The sequence below is a fragment of the Aliidiomarina iranensis genome (assembly GCF_003987135.1).
Classification (GTDB): Bacteria; Pseudomonadota; Gammaproteobacteria; order Enterobacterales; family Alteromonadaceae; genus Aliidiomarina; species Aliidiomarina iranensis.
Window position 1 is genome coordinate 220540 of record NZ_PIPJ01000001.1, and the last position, 18469, is coordinate 239008.

An 18469-nucleotide genomic window follows, 5' to 3' on the forward strand; every position below is an offset into this window, starting at 1 on the left:
GTGCTAGTGCATACATTTTACGGAAACACTTTTACTAAATACTCCTGATCGCTAAATGAATACAGCTTGGTTCCGGCCATTCTCTTTGGCCTGATAGAGCGCCTTGTCGGCATCGCTGAGTAAACTATGAAAATCTAGGTGCTGAGCGTTGCGGAGCACGCCACCAATGCTTACCGATAATGAAATGGTGTGGTTGTCGATTTCTAGGGGGTTCTCAGAGATATTTTTGCATAATCTTTTACTTAAGTTTTTAGCGGCTGTTGATGTCACTCCAGGAAGCGCGATAGCAAACTCCTCACCACCTACGCGCGCAATGATATCTGTATCGCGCAGGGCTTGTTTTAGCTCGTTAGCCACCCAGCGTAAACATTCATCACCAATGGCGTGGCCCCAGGTGTCGTTCACATCTTTAAAGTAATCCAAATCAACCATGAGCACACACACCGGTGAGCCCTCTATTTTAGCTTGCGCAAAAGCCTTATCTGCTTGCAGAAAAAAGGCACGCCGATTACTGAGCCGCGTGAGATCATCAATATTTGCTAGCTCAACAAGGCGCTCTTCAGTTTTCGAGAAAACTAACAAGGGAAACATCAGCGCTGTTGTAGTGGTGAGCAATAAATGGCTGATGAAAGTAGTGTGCAGCATAAGATCTAAGTTGAATCCGGCTGAGCTGGAAACCGTGCTGGCAACAATACCAGTATCTAGTTCAGCCGCGGTAAGTGCTGCTGGTGCGGTGATTAAACTCATAGCCATAGCACCGGCCTGTAAGAGCATGGTTAGGATGTGTAATGCGAAAAATAATGAAAGAAGCCTTTGGGGCAACTGCGTGGATGCCTTAATGTTGACCAATAGGTAAAGAGCCCAGGCGAACAAACCGGCGATAATCAGGGAAGTGAAAGGGGCCATCCATGCAAAAATAGGCACCAATGCGGCTAACATGATAGCCATGATGAGTACAAAGCGAACTTGTAATTGCCAACTTTTCGCACTGCGCCGGGCGCGGAAGTGTTGAACGCCTTTAACAGCAAGCAGTGGCGCGATAATAAGGAGTAGCGAGGCAAGCCAATGAGTGAGCAAAATCGCTTCAATATAATTACGCGCCGCAGCTAACAGGCCGCCAATAACGAACACCCAGCAAGAGATAGCCCAATATAGGAAGCACCGTTGCTTTAATCGTAACCGGTAGATAACTAATAGAAGCCCGCCGAGTACAAGGTTAAGCAATAAAATAATAGCGATAAGCGTTGGTAAATGCACCGAAACGGCTCCTGAATATGATATCTTGAGCGGTGTTTTGTAGCACCGATATACTTTATAGTTACAGTAATTATTGGCATAGATAAAGGCCGATAGCCGTTGCGCTTAATTATCGGAAATTTACCTTAAAACTTGAACATCGGTATTAAATAGAAGCCCGCCATGTCGAACTTAGTAGAAAAACGTTTAAATAAGTACATTAGTGAGAGTGGTATTTGCTCTCGCCGCGAGGCGGATCGGTTTATTGAACAAGGGAATGTATTCATAAACGGCCGCCGTGCAGTGATGGGTGAAAAGGTTGGGCCTAATGATGAAGTGAGAGTAAATGGCCAGCTGATTGAATCACAAAATAAAGATGGTTTTGTATTTATAGCTTTGAATAAACCTGTGGGGATTGTGAGCACTACCGATTCCGCTGAAAAAGCGAATATGGCTGATTTTGTAAACCATGAAAAACGTATTTTCCCAATAGGAAGGTTGGATAAAGATTCCCAAGGATTAATTTTTCTTACCAGCAACGGTGATTTGGTAAACAAAATTTTGCGCGCTGGTAACAATCATGAAAAAGAATATGTGGTTACCGTAAATAAACCAATAACGGATGAATTTATTCAGGGTATGCGCAGCGGTGTGCCCATACTCGGTGAAGTAACCAAACGATGTAAAGTAACGAAAATATCCCGATTTGTGTTTAAGATTATTTTAGTACAAGGTTTAAATCGGCAGATTCGCAGAATGTGTGAACATTTTGGTTATGAAGTGAAGAAGCTTGAGCGTATTCGCATTATGAATATTGAGTTGAAAGGCTTGGGTATTGGTGAATGGCGCGATTTAACCAAGCAAGAGTTAGATATATTGTTGAAATCGGTGGCGCATTCATCGTCGGAAGCTCCTCCCGGACATAGAAAACGAAAACCACGGCCTGAGAATCGGAAAAATACTCGGGCAAAGTTTGATGCAAGTAAAGGTGCCAGTGAAAAGCCAAAGCGGCGGCCAACTCGGAGTTTGATTCGCAAAGCGATTAAAAAGAACTCATGAAAAAGCGCTGCTGCCAAACGCTACTTTAAACCTTATTTTCAAGCCCTAAGCCGTTTATTACTCTGGGCAAAGCCCTTTGAGTAATAGCGGCATTTGCCGGAATTTGCGGCCCTCGTAACTATCTTCCATCACTCGGCGTTCCATTTCTTCCGGGTCTTCGGTAACGGCCAATAGATATTCAAAGCGAGTAATTGCCGCTTTCGCCGATTTGGGTAAATGTTTTTTCTGCTGATAATGAGCAAGATTTTCCCGCAAGATTTCTATGCGCTCAGGCGCTTGCTTTAAACAGCTAAAGGCTTGCTCAAAGTAGCTCAAATTTTCTGGTTTTGGCTTGCGTTCACGTTGTGGCCGGCGATTGCGAACTGGATAATAAGGCTGATTCATAATTACCGTAAAGGTTACAAAGGTATTAGTTTGTGTTTACAAGCTAACTTGCCATTTAGATCTATAGCTCAGGCGCTTGGAACCGATAGCCTAACTGCTCTAATACTGCGCCGAGTGCGAATAAGTGCTGCTCATGATGATGCGGCGCGCTAAGGGATAAGCCCACTGGCAGACCGTTAGCATTTAAACCCGCTGGTACGGTTAACACAGGGTGCCCAGTGAGGTTGTAAAACGCTACGAAGGGAAAACAGTAATCAAGATAGGGGATAGCTTCGCCATCTAACATAATTTTATGATGCTTGTGGTTATGGGGGAATGCGGGGCCTAAAGCCGTGGGGCTCAAAACGCTATCACATTGGCTAAATAGTTCGTTTACTTCGGCAATTAGTTGTTCTCGAGCTGCAAGCGCCGAACTGAAAGCCTGGGCATCTAAACTCAAGCCGCGCTTCAATTCCTCACTAGCTGGCAATCGCGATGCTTTCAATGCCGGATTAAATTTCCAATGAAAAATCTTCCGCACTGGCCAGGCAAGGTTTAAGCCCAGCATAAAGCCAAATAATGTGGCCCAAACCTTAATCATGCGTTCAGCTAAATCATTATCGATAGTAATTCTTACTGTTTTTGCGCCCGCCGCCTCAACTTTATTGCGCATGGCTACCATCGCTCTTTGCACATCGCTGCCCGCTTGTAGGCCCATTAACGTATCGAAGTAGCCTATGGTGCAGCCTGTTAACGGCTTTTCTGCAGAAGGGTTAATAACACTCGGTTGAGTATCGATCGGTAAATACCGTAACCGCTGCCAATCGGCTTGATAAAGCACGTTGTAGGCGAGTTGAAGGTCGGCAACGGAACGTGCCAGCGGGCCGGTATGGTTCATAACACTAATGCCAATATTCTTTTCTGGATACGGCGGCACATGGCCATCGGAGGCATAACCATTCTCGGTGGGCTTCAGGCCGAACAAACCGCAAAAGCTCGCCGGGTTACGAATTGAACCGCCAATATCGCTGCCAAGCTCGAAGCACGAGAGCCCGGCGGCCACTGCAGCAGCACCACCGCCAGTGCTACCACCCGGAGTATAATCAAGGTTAAACGGGTTGTTGGCGGTTGGATACAGAGGGCCGAATGTTTGTGCATCAGCCAACAGCGTAGGTACGTTGGTTTTGCCAAGAATAACCGCACCGGCATCGAGCAGGCGCTTCACTAAAATAGAGGTTTCGTTGGCTTGGTAGGCGCGCTTGGGTGGAAAGTTCAAGGTAGTAGGTGTATTTGCCCAAAGAAAGCACTCTTTAATTGATATGGGCACACCATGTAAAAGCCCAAGGGGTTCATTGTTTATTTGGGCCAAATCGCGGTTGCGAGCAGCAGCACGAGTGGCGGTACTATTTTCATAAACGAAGGCGTTTAAGCTGGGATTCAGTGTTTTTATTCGGCTTAGGTGAAATTCTGTGGCTTCTGCACTCGTTAACTCACCGTGTTGAATAAGGCGTGCTACCTCATTTGCTGTTAAAAACTTCATGTTGAATCCTCACAATCAATCTTTCAGGGCGGCCAACTGCCACTTTCAGTTGCTTGGGCGTTTAACGGAGTTCGTTAAATTGAATTAACGCAAGCGGCCAGCTTGCTTCAACTAGCTACCATGAACAATGAAAAGCAAATATTCAACGAATTTATATCTTCCATTGTGTGATCTTTAATAGCGAAAGTTAATTATATGTAAAGGCTGCGTATAAAAATCGATCAAACTGTTTTTATGCTCGCCGCATTTTGCTCACCTTTTCGGCTCTTGAGCGGTTACAGCCTGAGGTGAAACTTTACATTATACGAGGTGCATTATGACCGTTAAATTTAAAAAATGGCAGGCAGTAATGGCTCCATCGTTACTGCTGCTCGTTCCCGGTAGTGCTAATGCCGCAAACTTGCAGCCCGACGATTTCGTTGGGATTAGTTTCTGGCTGATATCGATGGCCCTTGTGGCCGCTACGGTGTTTTTCCTTTGGGAGACGCAAGCTGTATCGAATAAATGGAAAACATCGTTAACTGTATCAGCACTGGTAACACTCATTGCCGCATTCCATTATTTCTATATGCGAGATGTTTGGGTGGCTACAGGCGAATCGCCAACCGTGTATCGCTACATTGATTGGCTCCTCACGGTGCCATTATTGATGATTGAGTTTTACCTGATCTTACGGGCTATCGGTGCCGCAACGTCGGGTATTTTCTGGCGCTTACTCGTAGGTACCTTGGTGATGCTAATTGGTGGTTACTTGGGCGAGGCTGGCTACATCAACCTCTACGTAGGTTTTGTAATTGGTATGCTAGGTTGGTTCTACATCCTATACGAAGTGTTCTTCGGTGAGGCTGGCAAAGCAGCTGCTGCGAAAGCACCACCTGCGGTTAAATTTGCGTATTCAGCCATGCGTTGGATTGTAACTATCGGTTGGGCTATCTATCCCTTGGGATATGTACTCGGATACATGACAGGTACTGCCGATGAAGCAGCACTGAATATCGTGTACAACCTAGCTGATGTTGTGAACAAAATCGCATTTGGCTTGTTAATCTGGTACGCAGCAACAACTGTGAGCAATTCAGAAGAAAGCCGTTAAAAGGGAAAGTGGCAAGTGGGCCTCACTTGAGGCCGCTTGCCAGATTTCGATCAAATTATGGAGGCTTTTATGAGCAGCTCTGTACTAAACGATAGATCGAACATTGACCACATGCTCTTTGAATGCGAGCGCATTCTGAGCAACTGCATGAGCCAGCAATATGAATCGTTGAGCGCGGCCTGGGCTCATCATTTTTCTGCTAAGGGCAAGCGTTCACGCATGCGATTGGCACTTTCTACCAGTTCCAATTTGGGCCTTACTAGCCAACAAAGCGAATGTTTAGCGATTGCTTGTGAATTAGTACATCAAGCATCGTTAATTCATGATGATTTAATGGATGCCGATGCGAGCCGGAATGGGAAAGCAACTGTTTGGCGCAAGTATGGCCAAGCAACCGCAGTGTGTTTAGGCGATGCGTTATTGGTAGAAGCCATGTTCCAGCTATCCTGCACACCCGATATTTCTGCGGTTACCCGCCAAGCCCTGATTCGGCTGGTTCGTGATTCTGTGCAAGCCGCCGCTGAAGGCCAAATTGATGATTGTGATATTAGTAAACTGCATAACTTTAGCTATTCGGATTATTGCACTGCGGTGCAAAATAAATCAGGTGCCTTGTTTGCCATGCCGGCGATAGGCGCAATGTTGGTGAAGCATTCGGATAATAGTGAAATAGAACGAGCTATTGCAGGTTTTTCAGAATTTGGCATTGCATATCAATTGCTTGATGATTGGAAAGACAGAGAGGTGGATAAAGATCGCCGCTTGAATGGCTATTGGCTTTTGGACCGCACGAATCCGGACGCAGCCGAAGTTTCACTGCGAACTGCGGTAATCAAGCATTTGGATACCGCCGATAAAATTCTGAGCACTTTGCCACATGCGATTTATCAAAGTTTTTCAGAAATCCGCGATGAGATGTTGTTGAAACTGCCCGAACTAAAAACTGATTTAGAGGTTGTGAATTAATGCACACTGTTGTGATAGGAAGCGGGTTTGGTGGTATTGCTGCGGCCTTAAGAGCGAGAGCCAAAGGCCATGAAGTTACCTTAGTTGAGAAAAATTCAGCTATTGGCGGCCGGGCACAAGTTTTTGAGCGCGAAGGCTTTAAGTTTGATGCTGGCCCAACGGTGATCACGGCCCCGTTCTTATTTGATGAGTTATTTGCATTATTCAACAAGCGCCGAGAAGATTATGTTGAGTTTGTGGCGCTGGATATTTGGTATCAATTTTATTTCAGCAACGATCAAACGCGTTTCAATTATGGCGGCTCGGTGGAAGATACCCTTGCAGAAATCGATAAGATAGAGCCCGCCGACAAAGAGAATTATAAAAACCTCATTGCGCACAGCAAGAGAATCTACGATATCGGTTTTGAGCAATTATCAGATCAACCCTTTCATAAGTTATCCACCATGATTGGGCAAATTTCTCATCTGGGCCGTTTGCGTGCCGATCAAACCGTTTGGCAGATGGTGAGTAAACATTTAAAGAACGATAAATTGCGCCAAGCATTTTCTATTCAGCCGTTATTGGTAGGTGGAAATCCGTTTAATACCACAAGCATTTATGGCTTGATTCATTATTTAGAACGAGAGTATGGCATTCATTTCGCAATGGGCGGCACAGGCGCCATTATTGCGGCACTTGAGAAATTGATGCTGGAGGAAGGTGTAAAGATCGTTAAGGATACTGAAGTAACGGGCTTCACCACTGAGGGCAAGCGCATCGTGAACGCCCAAATTAAAGATAATGAATCCCTAGCTGCCGATTATTTCATATTCAATGGCGATCCACTGTTTTTGTATAAACATCTTTTACCCGATGCGTTTAAGAGCTTGCAACTTAAGCTAAAAGTGAATTATAGCAAGCGTTCGATGGGCTTGTATGTGTTATTTTTCGGCACGAAGAAACAGTATCCGGACGTTGAACACCATACGATTTGGCTTGGTAAGCGTTACCAAGCATTATTAGCGGAAATTTTCGCGGAAAAAGAAATGCCGGCTGATTTTTCTCTCTATTTGCATCGCCCAACCGCAACGGATCCATCTTTTGCACCAGAAGGCTGTGATAGTTTTTACGTGCTGGCGCCAGTGCCGAACTTACGTGCTGATATTGATTGGGAAACCGAGGAACCAAAACTTCGGGCGCGTATTATAAAAGCGTTAAACGATACCCTACTGCCGGGCTTGGAAGAGAACATAACGGCAGTGTTTGCCATGACACCTAACGATTTTAAAAATGACTACCGAAGTGTAGATGGCGCAGGTTTTTCCATCGCGCCCACGCTCACACAATCGGCATGGTTTCGCTTCCATAACCAATCTGAGTATTACACTAACCTGTTGTTGAGCGGTGCGGGAACTCATCCCGGTGCAGGTATGCCGGGTGTTTTATGTGCAGCGAAAGTAGTAGAAAAGCTATTACCAAAAGCAACCGCATAGGCTAAGTATGGATATCCAACTCGATCTATCGGCTCAGCTTGATACGTTAAAAAAGCATGGTAAATCGTTTTATCTGGCCGGCATATTTTTAAACCGAGAAGAACTGCGCCGGGCAACAGGTTTATATGCTTTTTTGCGTGATATTGATGATCGTATTGATGAAGCGCCCACCGATGTTGCCGCCGCCGAGCAACTTGCCAGTATTCGAGCTAATATTCTAAAAAGCCAAACCACGAAACAGAGCGCTGAAAAAAGTAGTGGTCCGAAAAGTACTGTAAGCAAAAGTACTGTAAGCAAAAGTACTGTAAGCAAAAGTACGATAAGCAAAGGTGTTCTAAACACGAGCAATGAAACAAACAGTGAAGAAGTAGATAAAGCTGAACCCAAAAACGTTGAGGCGAAATTTACGGTAGCAGCCAGCTCGATTACCGAGTTTTTGCGCGGTATGGCTTACGATGTAGGTGAAGTAGCTATCGAGAACGAGGCTGAGTTACTGGATTATTGCTATTGTGTGGCCGGCACTGTGGGCGAAATGATGTGCCAAGCCTTGTATTGCGATGATCCGCGCGCGATTCGGCATGCCAACGATTTAGGCATCGGGATGCAGCTTACCAACATTGCCCGTGATGTTTATGAAGATGCTTCAATGAACCGCCGCTATATTCCAAGGGAGTGGTTGAATGCAGCGCCAAGTGAGATTGTTGCGGCTGATGAAGTATTAGCTGAGCAGGTGCGTGATGCTATTTTGCATTTACTAGAGCTTGCCGATGGCTATTATCGCTCGGCGTACGCGGGGATTGCATTGTTACCCTTTCGTTCGCGCCTAGCCATTCTTACCGCTGGGCGTTTATACCAGGGCATTGGCCGATCTATCTACGCTGAGCAAGCGATGCAATGGCGGCAGCGTAAAATGCTATCGCGGCTGCGCAAGTTTACTTTGTGTGCTGCAAGCTGCGGCGAATTTCTGTTAAAACCAAGCCTGTGGCGGTATCAGCCGCACCCAAGTTACGGAAAACCAGCCTCGGTGCTGAACTTAACCGGCAGGTAACCGGGCCGTGGATTAGAGCAACGGAGGTGGTATGGCGGAAGGCAACTCAAAAGATAATTGGCTAACCATTATTGGCGCAGGGCTAGCAGGGCTTTCCTTATGCGATGAGCTGCTCAGTGTTTTCGAAGCGGCAAATAAACCGCTTCCAGGTAAAATTACTCTCCTCGAACAGCGTGAAACCCTCAACGATAACAAAACGTTCAGCTTTTTCGCACAACATCCGCCGATCGGTATTCCCTATACTCGCTATGAAAAATGGTGCTTCAGCGTAGCGGATGATGTATATCCGGTAAAGCAATCAGCGCCGACGGCGCGTCCGCCGCAACAAACCCATACGGGCCTGCGCTACCAATATTATCGAGTACGAGGCAGCGATGCTTATGCCGATTTAAGTGCTCGAGTGAGCAAGCACCCCCAAGTTGAAATCATCATGGGCCAAGCAGTGGAAAATGAGCTAATAACGAGCACCTTAGTTGTGGACACTCGGCCCTGTAAATTGGCCGATATGCGGGTAAAGCAGTGCTTTATTGGTGTGGAAGTAGAGCTTACTTCAAGTATTGATGAATCGACGGCTCAGTTGATGAGCAATATGCGCATGCAATCAGGGCGCTTTACCTTTGATTATGTTCTACCGTTAGATGAGAGCCGCGCCTTGGTGGAAGTAACCCAGTTTTGTGTGGATCCACCGGAGCAAAGTGAGTTACGGGGTTATTTGCAAGCTACTTTGCAGCGTTTGGGTGTTCGTACAGCGCCCCAACGAGAAGAAATGGCGATTTTACCGATGGGCTTGAAAGAAAAATTCAAGCAACAACTCGCTTCACAACAAATAAGAACGGCCAGCGGTTACGGGTACTTAGAAAGTAAGCGCTGGGCAAAAATGAATGCAGAATTGATCGTAAAAGGGAGGGCGCCCCGTTATCAATTACACACACCATTGTTGCAATGGTTTGATAGTAAATTACTACGTGTGGTAGAAACCGAGCCGCATAAATTGCCATTGGTATTTATGAAAATGGCCGAGCACATGCGGCCCGATGATTTCGCTTCGTTTATGTCTTCGCCGAACCTCTCGAGTTTATGGCAAGTGATGAAGGCAGCACCCAAAACAACGTTTTTACGGACACTGTATGCTTGAACTTTCACCCTTTGTGTTGGTGGTTTTAACCCTAGCGGTACTCGCTGGATTGCCCCATGGTGCGTTTGATTTTTATATCGCGAAACGCCTGGGGCAACTGCAATCAATACCCCAGCAAGCGTTTTGGGCTAGCCGCTATTTGGCCATAGGTATAGGTTTCATCGCGTTCTGGGTAGTTTTCCCAGTAGCTGGCTTGAGTGTATTTCTGTTTGTTTCTGCTCTGCATTTTGGCCGTGATTACTACCCTCAACAACACGGGCTAGCCCTTGCTGCGGGTACTATAATTTTAGGGCTGCCAATGCTGTTTAACGCAACTATTGTAAACACTATCTTCAATCAACTTATGGTAACTCCCGTGCAAGCTGAGTGGATTATAAATATCACGCTTGTGTTCATGGCGGTTGCCGCCGGGATGATTTTTCTAGATTTGCTGAAATCGGGGAAAAAAGCGCTGAGCCAGAGAGCTAACCTAATCATTGCGCTCGGAGCACTGTTTTGGAGTGCTGTTTTATTTCACCCTCTCATCTATTTCGCACTATTTTTTGCCTTATTACATAGCCCAAAACATATGCGCGAACAGTGGGCGAAACTCGATAGCAACCAACGCAAAACAGCGCTTGGCGTGATTGCTGCACTTACAGTAATGCCTATATTGGCGGCGGGCGTTGTTGGCACTATGCTGCAGGGTACATGGGACCAACGCCTTATTACGCTTATATTTATTGGTTTAGCAGCCTTAACCATGCCGCACATGGTTTTGTTAGAACGGGAGCACCATGCACTCGGTATGGCCAACAGGGATGATAAAACGGATGGATAGAAAGCAATCACACATTGATTTAGCTCTTGAACAAACCTTTGCCGCCGGCTTTGATGATATTCAATTACCACACTGGGCTTTGCCTGATTTCAATTTTTCTGCCATTGATACCCGTTGCCAATTCCTAGATTTTCAACTGGCGGCACCGGTTATGATTGCTTCGATGACCGGGGGAACCGCGGAATCCGCGATGATCAATAGAAATTTGGCAGAAGCGGCTCACGAATGTGGAATTGCCCTAGGTGTGGGCTCCCAAAGAATTAGTGTTGAAGAAAAAAATGACCAAGGCATTAGTAAACATTTGCGCAAGTGGGCGGGAAACGCGCCACTGTTTGGAAACGTGGGTTTAGCAAATTTAATTCAATGGGCGGATCGTAACTGTTTGAATCGGTTAGCCGAACAAATCGGCGCCAATGCCATGATTATTCACCTAAACCCGATGCAAGAGATTTTCCAAGATAACGGCGATACCGATTGGCAAGGGAGCATCGCGTGCTTGTATGAGAGTATCGAGCATTGTGAGCTACCCGTTATTGTGAAGGAAGTTGGCATGGGTATCACCCCAGAAGTGGCTAGGATCTGCCAACAAGCGGGGGCTTCGGCTATTGATGTGGCGGGCTCAGGTGGCACGAGTTTCATTGCCATAGAAGGGGCGTTGACAAAGGATGCTCGCAAGCAAGAAGCGGCAAAAATATTTGCCGATTGGGGGTATTCTACAGTTCAGTTGCTACAGTTGTTGCAAAAGCAACCCGTTGAGCTGCCGATCATTGCATCCGGTGGTATTCGAAGTGGCCTAGATATAGCAAAGTGCTTAGCGTTGGGAGCATCGGTAACCTCCATTGCTGGCGCTATCCTTGCGGCGGCTCGGCACTCTACGGCCGATTGCATTAGTGTAATCGAGCAGCTCAAATACGAACTCGCAATCGCCTGTTGGGGAACGGGCTGTAAAAATATCGCGGAGTTGAAGCGAGTGTTATTGTAATACTACGTGACAATTTGACGCGTTCAGCTAACTGCTTTGCAGGCTTATACTGATGAGCATCGAAATCAAGTTGGAAGCGTTATTCATGCCATTTTTTTATAGAATATCTCCCCTCACTTTAGCCATTCTTTTTAGTTTTCCAGCAGCTGCAGATAACATAGAAGTTATCGAAGTACGTGGCGAAAATCATAAGCATAGCGAAGATATTGGTGCCGTTGATCGCTTGTTGCGCGAACAAGGCGTTGATTTTTCATCCGCTGGCGGTGTATCGGCACTGCCGGTGATGCGCGGTTTGATGGGCGATCGTATTAAAGTATTGATTGATGGTACCGATATCACCGCTTCATGCGCAAACCAAATGAATCCGCCACTCTCTTATGTTTCTGCAAACCAGGTACAAACCGCACAAGTAGTTGCCGGCGTAGCGCCAGTGAGTATGGGTGGCGATAATATCGCGGGCGTAATCCGCTTGAATACTATAGCACCCGAATTTACCGATAGTTCTCAGCTGAGCTGGCGTAGTGGGGGAATCTCTGCCGAATACCGAAGTAACAGCGATGCTCAGGTTTATGCAGCCGATGCACGTATTGCCAACGATTGGCTAAGTTTCAGTTACAGCGGTTCTTTTGAAGATGCGAAAAGCTATGAGGACGGCAACGGTGAACGCGTGCTTGATACACTTTATCGCGCTGAAAATCATGCCATTACTGCCGCGGTAAAAGATGATGAGCAGCAACTGGCAGTAAAATTAACGTATCAAGCGATTCCTTTTCAAGGTTATCCAAATCAATACATGGATATGACCAATAACGAAAGTTTTGGAGCTACCGCGATTTATCAAACAGCAATGGGAAATAGTGATTTCTCGGCGCAAATTCATTGGCAGCATGTGCAGCACCAAATGGGTTTTTTCACCGATGAAAAGCCCGGAATGATGCCTATGGATACCGAAGCGGACGATTATAGTTATCAATTACGTTGGGAAATACCTTTAGCTAGTGATCATCAACTACGTGTTGGCCATGAGTTCTTTGATTATCGTTTAGAAGATTGGTGGCCAGCCGTTAATGGTTCAGCCATGATGGGGCCGAATGATTACATTAATATTAGTGATGGTAAGCGCCAACGGATTACCGGGTATTTAGAATCTGAGCGGGCTTGGTCGAGCCAGTGGCTAACATCAACTGGTATTCGAGTTGAGCGCGTACAAACCAATGCGGGTGAGGTGCAGCCTTATAATCGGATGCCGGGCATGATGGGCATGCCCAATCTTGATGCAGCTGCGGCTGATGATTTTAATAATGCCAACCGCAAACAAAGCGATATATTAATTGATGTAAGCTTACTCACCACTTATGCCTTTAATGACCAGCATACATTGAGTATTGGTATGGCTCGGAAGAATAGGGCTCCCAATTTGTACGAGCGCTATTCATGGGGCAGAAGCCCGATGGCGACCACGATGATAGGCTGGTATGGCGATGGCAATGGTTATGTTGGGCGCATTGATCTGGAACCGGAAACGGCTCATACCTTTAGTTTAAGTTACCGTTTTCTGGCGGAGAATGGCCTTTGGGATATAGAACTAGCGCCGTATTATACGCGAGTAAGTGATTACATCGATGCAGAAGTTATCGGTGAAATAAATCGTTCGAATGAGCCTGCTGGGGAACGCAATGTTTTACAATTTACCAATGTAGATGCCAATTTGTATGGCTTTGATGCCTATGCTAATGCACGTGTGATGGAATCAGGGCGTTTTGGTGATTGGTTTATGCAAGGTAAACTATCGTTAACGGAGGGTGAACGCCATAGAAGTAATGAAGCCCTGTATCAAATTAAACCGATAACGGCGTCTTTCTCATTGTTGCAACAGTGGCAAAACTTTGAAAATACTCTGAGTTATGAATGGGTAGGCGAAAAAGATGATGTAGATACCCGCCGCCTAGAGAACACCACTGCAAGTTATGGCTTAGTGAATCTAAGTAGCCGCTGGCGGGGTGATAATATTAGTGTTGGTTTGAGTGTGTTAAATCTCTTTGATAAATACTATGAAGAGCCACTAGGTGGTGTGAGTATCGCTGAATTTAAGGCGAATAATGCAGCGGGATTTCGACAGTTGGCGGGCGCAGGGCGTTCAGTGAACCTTGCTGTAAGCTATGTTTTTTAGTCGTTATTAACTTAAGGCGCAGAGAATAATATGTCGTTCTTGTTGGTTTGGGCTTATCGCCGCTCAATGCGGCCATCGCCTTGGTTGGCGGCGCTCCTCCTGATACTGGATGTGCTTGCATTTAATTCTCTGATTGCGGTTTACGGCGCGGCGAGTAATCCATTTAATGCGGTGTTACTGATTCCCGTTGTGATGGCGTTTATTCTGCTGCCTCCGGTTTACGCAGTATTTATACTCTTGGTGAGTGTAGCAGCGCAAACCCTACAAATTTGGTTGTTACCAGTACATCACCATGACGCAGAGATGGTTTCGCACTTTTATGCCATGGTGTTGAGTTTTGTGATCACTAGTGCTGTTATTGCGGGCGTTATTTTTTACTTCCGTTATCAACTCACACAGCGGGAAGCTTCGATTCAACAACTGCGTGAGCGGCAACTCCGCGATGAGCAATTATTGGCCATAGGCACTGCGGCCGCCCAGTTAACTCATGAGGTAGCTACACCAGCGCAATCGCTGCGCTTCTTACTAGAGGAGGCAGCGGAGCAAAAGCCAAATCCGGATTGGTTGGCGCCGATTGTTCATGAATTTTCTAGAATTGAAACAGAGCTAGAAAATTGGCGTGGTGTTGCCGATGCTATTCGCGAAAAGCGGCGCTCCGATTATTTAATAAGTGAGATCTGGCAAACCTTGCAACATGTAATCAGTATTACGCGGCCTGAAGTGGAGGTAAAGTGGTTACCTTATGCTTATACAGGGCATGAGCTCATTGAAGCTGATCCCACGCTAGCGCCTGCATTATCAAGCATAGTAACCAACGCATGTGATGCTGCCCTTGAATCAAATACCCCGGTTACGGTTAGTTTAACGTTGGCTAGAGGTAGGGTTTTGATGGCGGTAAGTAATTACAACGCTTCGCTCAATGAGGCGCAATTAGCGGCGTTGGGTTCGCGAATTATTGCAAGTGATAGTGGCTTTGGTGTGGGTGCGGTAGTGAGCAATGCCACCATAGAAAAATTTGCCGGTGAGGTTGTTTGGCAGCGAGAAGGACAGCAGGTGGTAACGCAGGTGTCCTTGCCCATAAAGAGCCTGCCCATAAAGAGCCAGCCCAATCAAGATTGAAATTAAAGCTGAAAAATAAGGTTTTTTGTAGTGTGTGCTAGCGTATTTATTATCGATGACGATGAAACCTTTCGCGATATTTTGGAACGTCGTTTTGCCCTGAATACCGATTTTCGCGTGCTAACCTTTGCGGAACCTGCGCAGGCCTTGGCACAAGCACAAAAGGAAGTGCATGCGATTTTTTTGGATATGCGGTTAGCGAATAGCTCCGGTTTAGATGCCATTCAGAGTTTACGAGAAAGGTTTCAACCGACACACTTAATTATGCTCACCGGTTATGCCAGCATTGTTACTTCGGTTGAGGCTATGCGCCGAGGCGCAACTGATTACTTAGCAAAGCCAGTTGGATTTGCTGAGTTGTTGAATCGAATCACTGGCGGTTCTGGTGTAAATAGCAATAAGAATGATGAGGCGCCAGATTTACTTACCCCCGCTCAAGTTGAATGGGAACATATTCAACGTGCACTTATGCTTCACAATGGCAATATCACTGCAGCGGCAAATTCACTAGGGATGCACCGGCGAACCCTGCAGCGAAAATTACAGAAATACTCACCACACGGCCGGCGATAAAATCGAAGATATTTGCACGCCAGGGAATGGTAATCTAAGCTTATATATATTAGCAAATGCTAAATTAATAAGCTCTAAACTATTAAACGCTTAATTAAGAATTAACTCGAGAGGAAAACAAATGAAAATGAGATCTAAACTCTTATTCGGTGTATTTATCAGCACCTCGATACTAACAATGGCTACCAACGCCGCCGATAAAGAAGCCGCTAACGATTTAGCCATGGCGTTACAAAAAGACCTAGGTACGGTTCTAATGACAGCCATGATGGAAGATGGGCCAATGGCAGCGTTGCACGTATGTAATTTAGAGGCTCAGGATATTACTGCTAATCATGACGGCGACAAGGCTAAGGTAACCCGGATCTCCCATCGGAACCGGAATGCTTTAAATGAGGTGCCTGAGGAGTTTGCCGAGAAATACGCTGAACTGATGGATAACTACCAAGCTAGTGAAGGCAAGGCCAAGGCTGTTGATTTTATAAGTGAGGGTGAACAGCACATTAGTATGCGTGCAATTCCAACAGCGCAACATTGCTTAGCTTGCCACGGCGGAAATATCGAACCGGAATTGAAGGCCGAAATCGACCGTTTGTATCCAAACGATGAAGCCGTTGATTTTAACTTAGGTGAAATGCGCGGCGCATTTTTAATTGAGTGGCAAGAGTAGTGCTGGATAATTTTTAGAATTTACAGGAGTGAAACATTGAAAGATCATCCGTTTCCATTAATTGAAAAGTTTCTCATGCCGTTCATCTTATCGGTATTAATGACAGCAATTATTTCTCTGGTAAGCACTATAAAGGCCTTGGGTTTTGCCCAAATAACGTTCGCTAATTGGCTTTCGGCATGGGCTTGGTCGTGGATTGTAGCGTTTCCAACCTTGCTTATCGTGTTGCCTTTAGTGAAAAAAATAGTGCAGTTGCTTGTGCAATGGAAACTAAAACGTATGAAAAGTGATAAATCCACACTTTAATTTAGGCATAATAAATCAAATTAAAAAGATTAATATCATTAGCTTACGTAAGATAAACGAGAGTAAAAAATGCTTAATCGGAAAAACCTATTAAAGCTATCTAGCGTTCTTAGTTCCAAATGTTATATGCTTATGCAATATTAGTAGCGTCTAATTTAGAGAGGCGTTATTAAAACGGCTCACATTACGGTAAGTCCATTTGGAGAAATAAAATGTCTGAAGTAAATATCAAGTTCCCAGAGCTCAACAAACCAGCACCAGATTTCAATGCGAAAACCACTCACGGTCAAAAATCGTTAGCGGATTACAAAGGCAAGTGGTTGGTATTATTTTCACACCCAGCTGATTTTACGCCGGTATGTACTACTGAGTTCTCTGCTTTCGCAACACGCCAACCGCAGTTCGAAGCACTTAACTGCGAATTACTTGGCCTTTCGATTGATAGCGTTCACTCGCATATTGCTTGGGCGCGCAACATTGAAGAGAACTTCGGTGTAACGATTGGCTTCCCAATCATCGCCGATTTATCCATGGAAGTTGCAAAATCTTACGGCATGATTCAGCCAGGTGCGAGCGATACATCGGCGGTTCGCGCTACCTTCATTATTGATCCAGAGGGTATTTTACGCGCAATGGTTTACTACCCAATGAGTAACGGCCGTAGCGTAGATGAGTTTTTACGCGTACTGAAAGCCTTGCAAACTAGTGATGAGCACAAGGTAGCAACTCCTGAAAACTGGCAGCCAGGTGATGATTGCATTGTTCCGCCACCAGCAACAATGCAAGAAGCGGCCGAGCGTAAAGATCAAGGCTATGAATATACCGATTGGTATTTCAGCAAGCGTGCAATTAAGTAAGCAGTAAGTAATTACTGAGAGTTTTACAGCAGCGCGGTGATTTTTTCTCCGATTGTTTGCACCGCGCTGCTTTTTTAACCTTTGCTCTGATAATCTAATACGTAACAGCTACTATTCTTTGCATTTACGATTTTAAAGGTAATCGAGACACCATTTTCTTTTTGGAGGTAACATGGCACAGCAATTTACTGTAAAGGCCTTTTTAGACAACGATAGCGAAACATTCAGCTATGTTGTAGCCGATCCGGAAACCGCTAAGGCCGTGATCATTGATCCGGTTCTTGATTTTGATTACAAATCTGGCCGCACGAAAACGGAAAGTGCAGAAGAGATATTAGCTTTTGTGAAGGCTCAAGGCTTACATGTTGAGTGGGTTCTAGAAACGCACGCTCATGCCGACCACTTATCGGCAGCGCCATTTTTTCGTGAGCAACTCAATGTAAAAGTAGGTATTGGCGCCGAGATTAAGCAAGTACAAACTATCTTTAAAGAAGTATTTAACCTGGAAAAAGAATTTCTGCCCAACGGTGAACAATTTGATCGTTTGTTTAACGATGGTGATGTGTTGGAAGTAGGGAACTTGAAAATTCGTGCACTTCACACGCCGGGGCACACCCCAGCAGATTTAGCCTATATCATTAATGAAGAGGCGGCGTTTGTAGGCGATACTCTGTTTATGCCTGATGTAGGTACTGCCCGTTGCGATTTCCCTGGTGGCAGCGCAAAAACATTGTATCAATCAATTCATAAATTACTGGCGCTACCAGAATCTATGGAGATGTATATTTGCCACGATTACCCACCTAAAGGGCGTGAGCACGAATATTTAACGACGGTAGGTAAGCAAAAAGCTAACAACATCCATGTGGGTGGTGGCGTGAGCGAAGCTGATTTTGTGGAACGGCGAGAAACTCGCGATGCAACCTTAGAGATGCCGCGTTTAATTTTGCCATCAATACAGGTGAATATTCGCGCGGGGCACATGCCCCCAGCCGAAGAAAACGGCACCATCTACATGAAAGTGCCGATTAACCAGTTATAAATCATTCCAAAACTA

The 18469-nt window shown here is 45.6% G+C and carries 18 protein-coding genes; 15 read left to right on the top strand and 3 right to left on the bottom strand.

The window, feature by feature from the left end:
* Nucleotides 1-51: 51 nt before the first annotated feature.
* Entirely contained in the window at nucleotides 52-1257 is a 1206-nt protein-coding gene (locus tag CWE08_RS01010; RefSeq protein WP_126764806.1) for a GGDEF domain-containing protein, read from the bottom strand.
* A 162-nt stretch (nucleotides 1258-1419) separates the two neighbouring features.
* Between CWE08_RS01010 and rluF the strand changes: the two genes are divergently transcribed.
* A complete protein-coding gene (gene rluF / locus CWE08_RS01015) occupies nucleotides 1420-2295 on the top strand; it encodes a 23S rRNA pseudouridine(2604) synthase RluF (RefSeq protein WP_126764807.1) in 876 nt (291 codons plus the stop codon).
* Between the two features lie 57 nt (nucleotides 2296-2352).
* Here the strand turns inward: rluF and CWE08_RS01020 are convergent, their stop codons facing one another.
* Together CWE08_RS01020 and CWE08_RS01025 are read right to left on the bottom strand one after the other, a co-directional pair.
* A complete protein-coding gene (locus tag CWE08_RS01020; RefSeq protein ID WP_126764808.1) occupies nucleotides 2353-2679 on the bottom strand; it encodes a hypothetical protein in 327 nt (108 codons plus the stop codon).
* Nucleotides 2680-2740: 61 nt separating this feature from the next.
* Nucleotides 2741-4198, bottom strand: a complete 1458-nt coding sequence (locus CWE08_RS01025) for an amidase (RefSeq protein WP_126764809.1) — start codon at nucleotides 4196-4198, stop codon at nucleotides 2741-2743.
* Nucleotides 4199-4514: 316 nt separating this feature from the next.
* Between CWE08_RS01025 and CWE08_RS01030 the strand changes: the two genes are divergently transcribed.
* From CWE08_RS01030 to CWE08_RS01095, 14 genes are all read left to right on the top strand, one after another.
* Nucleotides 4515-5291: a bacteriorhodopsin-like gene (locus tag CWE08_RS01030; RefSeq protein WP_126764810.1), complete on the top strand. Its 777-nt coding sequence runs from the start codon at nucleotides 4515-4517 to the stop codon at nucleotides 5289-5291.
* 69 nt (nucleotides 5292-5360) lie between these two features.
* Nucleotides 5361-6257: a polyprenyl synthetase family protein gene (locus CWE08_RS01035; RefSeq protein WP_157981208.1), complete on the top strand. Its 897-nt coding sequence runs from the start codon at nucleotides 5361-5363 to the stop codon at nucleotides 6255-6257.
* Nucleotides 6257-7732 carry a phytoene desaturase family protein gene (crtI, locus tag CWE08_RS01040; RefSeq protein ID WP_126764812.1) on the top strand — a complete coding sequence of 492 codons (1476 nt, stop codon included), beginning with the start codon at nucleotides 6257-6259 and terminating at the stop codon, nucleotides 7730-7732. The genes CWE08_RS01035 and crtI overlap by 1 nt, the downstream gene beginning before the upstream one ends.
* A gap of 7 nt (nucleotides 7733-7739) precedes the next feature.
* Nucleotides 7740-8780 (top strand): phytoene/squalene synthase family protein, encoded by a 1041-nt coding sequence (locus tag CWE08_RS01045; RefSeq protein WP_126764813.1) that lies wholly within the window; start codon nucleotides 7740-7742, stop codon nucleotides 8778-8780.
* Nucleotides 8781-8811: 31 nt separating this feature from the next.
* On the top strand, nucleotides 8812-9915 hold the full coding sequence (locus CWE08_RS01050; RefSeq protein ID WP_126764814.1) for a lycopene cyclase family protein: 1104 nt from the start codon (nucleotides 8812-8814) through the stop codon (nucleotides 9913-9915).
* On the top strand, nucleotides 9908-10735 hold the full coding sequence (locus CWE08_RS01055; protein WP_126764815.1) for a Brp/Blh family beta-carotene 15,15'-dioxygenase: 828 nt from the start codon (nucleotides 9908-9910) through the stop codon (nucleotides 10733-10735). Before CWE08_RS01050 ends, CWE08_RS01055 begins: the two co-directional genes overlap by 8 nt.
* Nucleotides 10728-11717 (top strand): type 2 isopentenyl-diphosphate Delta-isomerase, encoded by a 990-nt coding sequence (gene fni / locus CWE08_RS01060; RefSeq protein ID WP_157981209.1) that lies wholly within the window; start codon nucleotides 10728-10730, stop codon nucleotides 11715-11717. The genes CWE08_RS01055 and fni overlap by 8 nt, the downstream gene beginning before the upstream one ends.
* 85 nt (nucleotides 11718-11802) lie before the next feature.
* Nucleotides 11803-13887 carry a TonB-dependent receptor gene (locus tag CWE08_RS01065; protein ID WP_241973796.1) on the top strand — a complete coding sequence of 695 codons (2085 nt, stop codon included), beginning with the start codon at nucleotides 11803-11805 and terminating at the stop codon, nucleotides 13885-13887.
* A gap of 30 nt (nucleotides 13888-13917) precedes the next feature.
* Nucleotides 13918-15006, top strand: coding sequence for a hypothetical protein (locus tag CWE08_RS01070; RefSeq protein WP_126764818.1), 1089 nt, complete (start codon nucleotides 13918-13920; stop codon nucleotides 15004-15006).
* 30 nt (nucleotides 15007-15036) lie between these two features.
* Entirely contained in the window at nucleotides 15037-15579 is a 543-nt protein-coding gene (locus CWE08_RS01075) for a response regulator transcription factor (protein ID WP_126764819.1), read from the top strand.
* Between the two features lie 127 nt (nucleotides 15580-15706).
* Nucleotides 15707-16249 carry a c-type heme family protein gene (locus tag CWE08_RS01080; protein WP_157981210.1) on the top strand — a complete coding sequence of 181 codons (543 nt, stop codon included), beginning with the start codon at nucleotides 15707-15709 and terminating at the stop codon, nucleotides 16247-16249.
* 36 nt (nucleotides 16250-16285) lie between these two features.
* A complete protein-coding gene (locus CWE08_RS01085) occupies nucleotides 16286-16555 on the top strand; it encodes a DUF2798 domain-containing protein (protein WP_241973797.1) in 270 nt (89 codons plus the stop codon).
* A gap of 212 nt (nucleotides 16556-16767) precedes the next feature.
* Entirely contained in the window at nucleotides 16768-17412 is a 645-nt protein-coding gene (locus CWE08_RS01090; protein ID WP_126764821.1) for a peroxiredoxin, read from the top strand.
* 172 nt (nucleotides 17413-17584) lie between these two features.
* Nucleotides 17585-18454 (top strand): MBL fold metallo-hydrolase, encoded by an 870-nt coding sequence (locus CWE08_RS01095; RefSeq protein ID WP_126764822.1) that lies wholly within the window; start codon nucleotides 17585-17587, stop codon nucleotides 18452-18454.
* The last annotated feature ends 15 nt before the right edge of the window (nucleotides 18455-18469 follow it).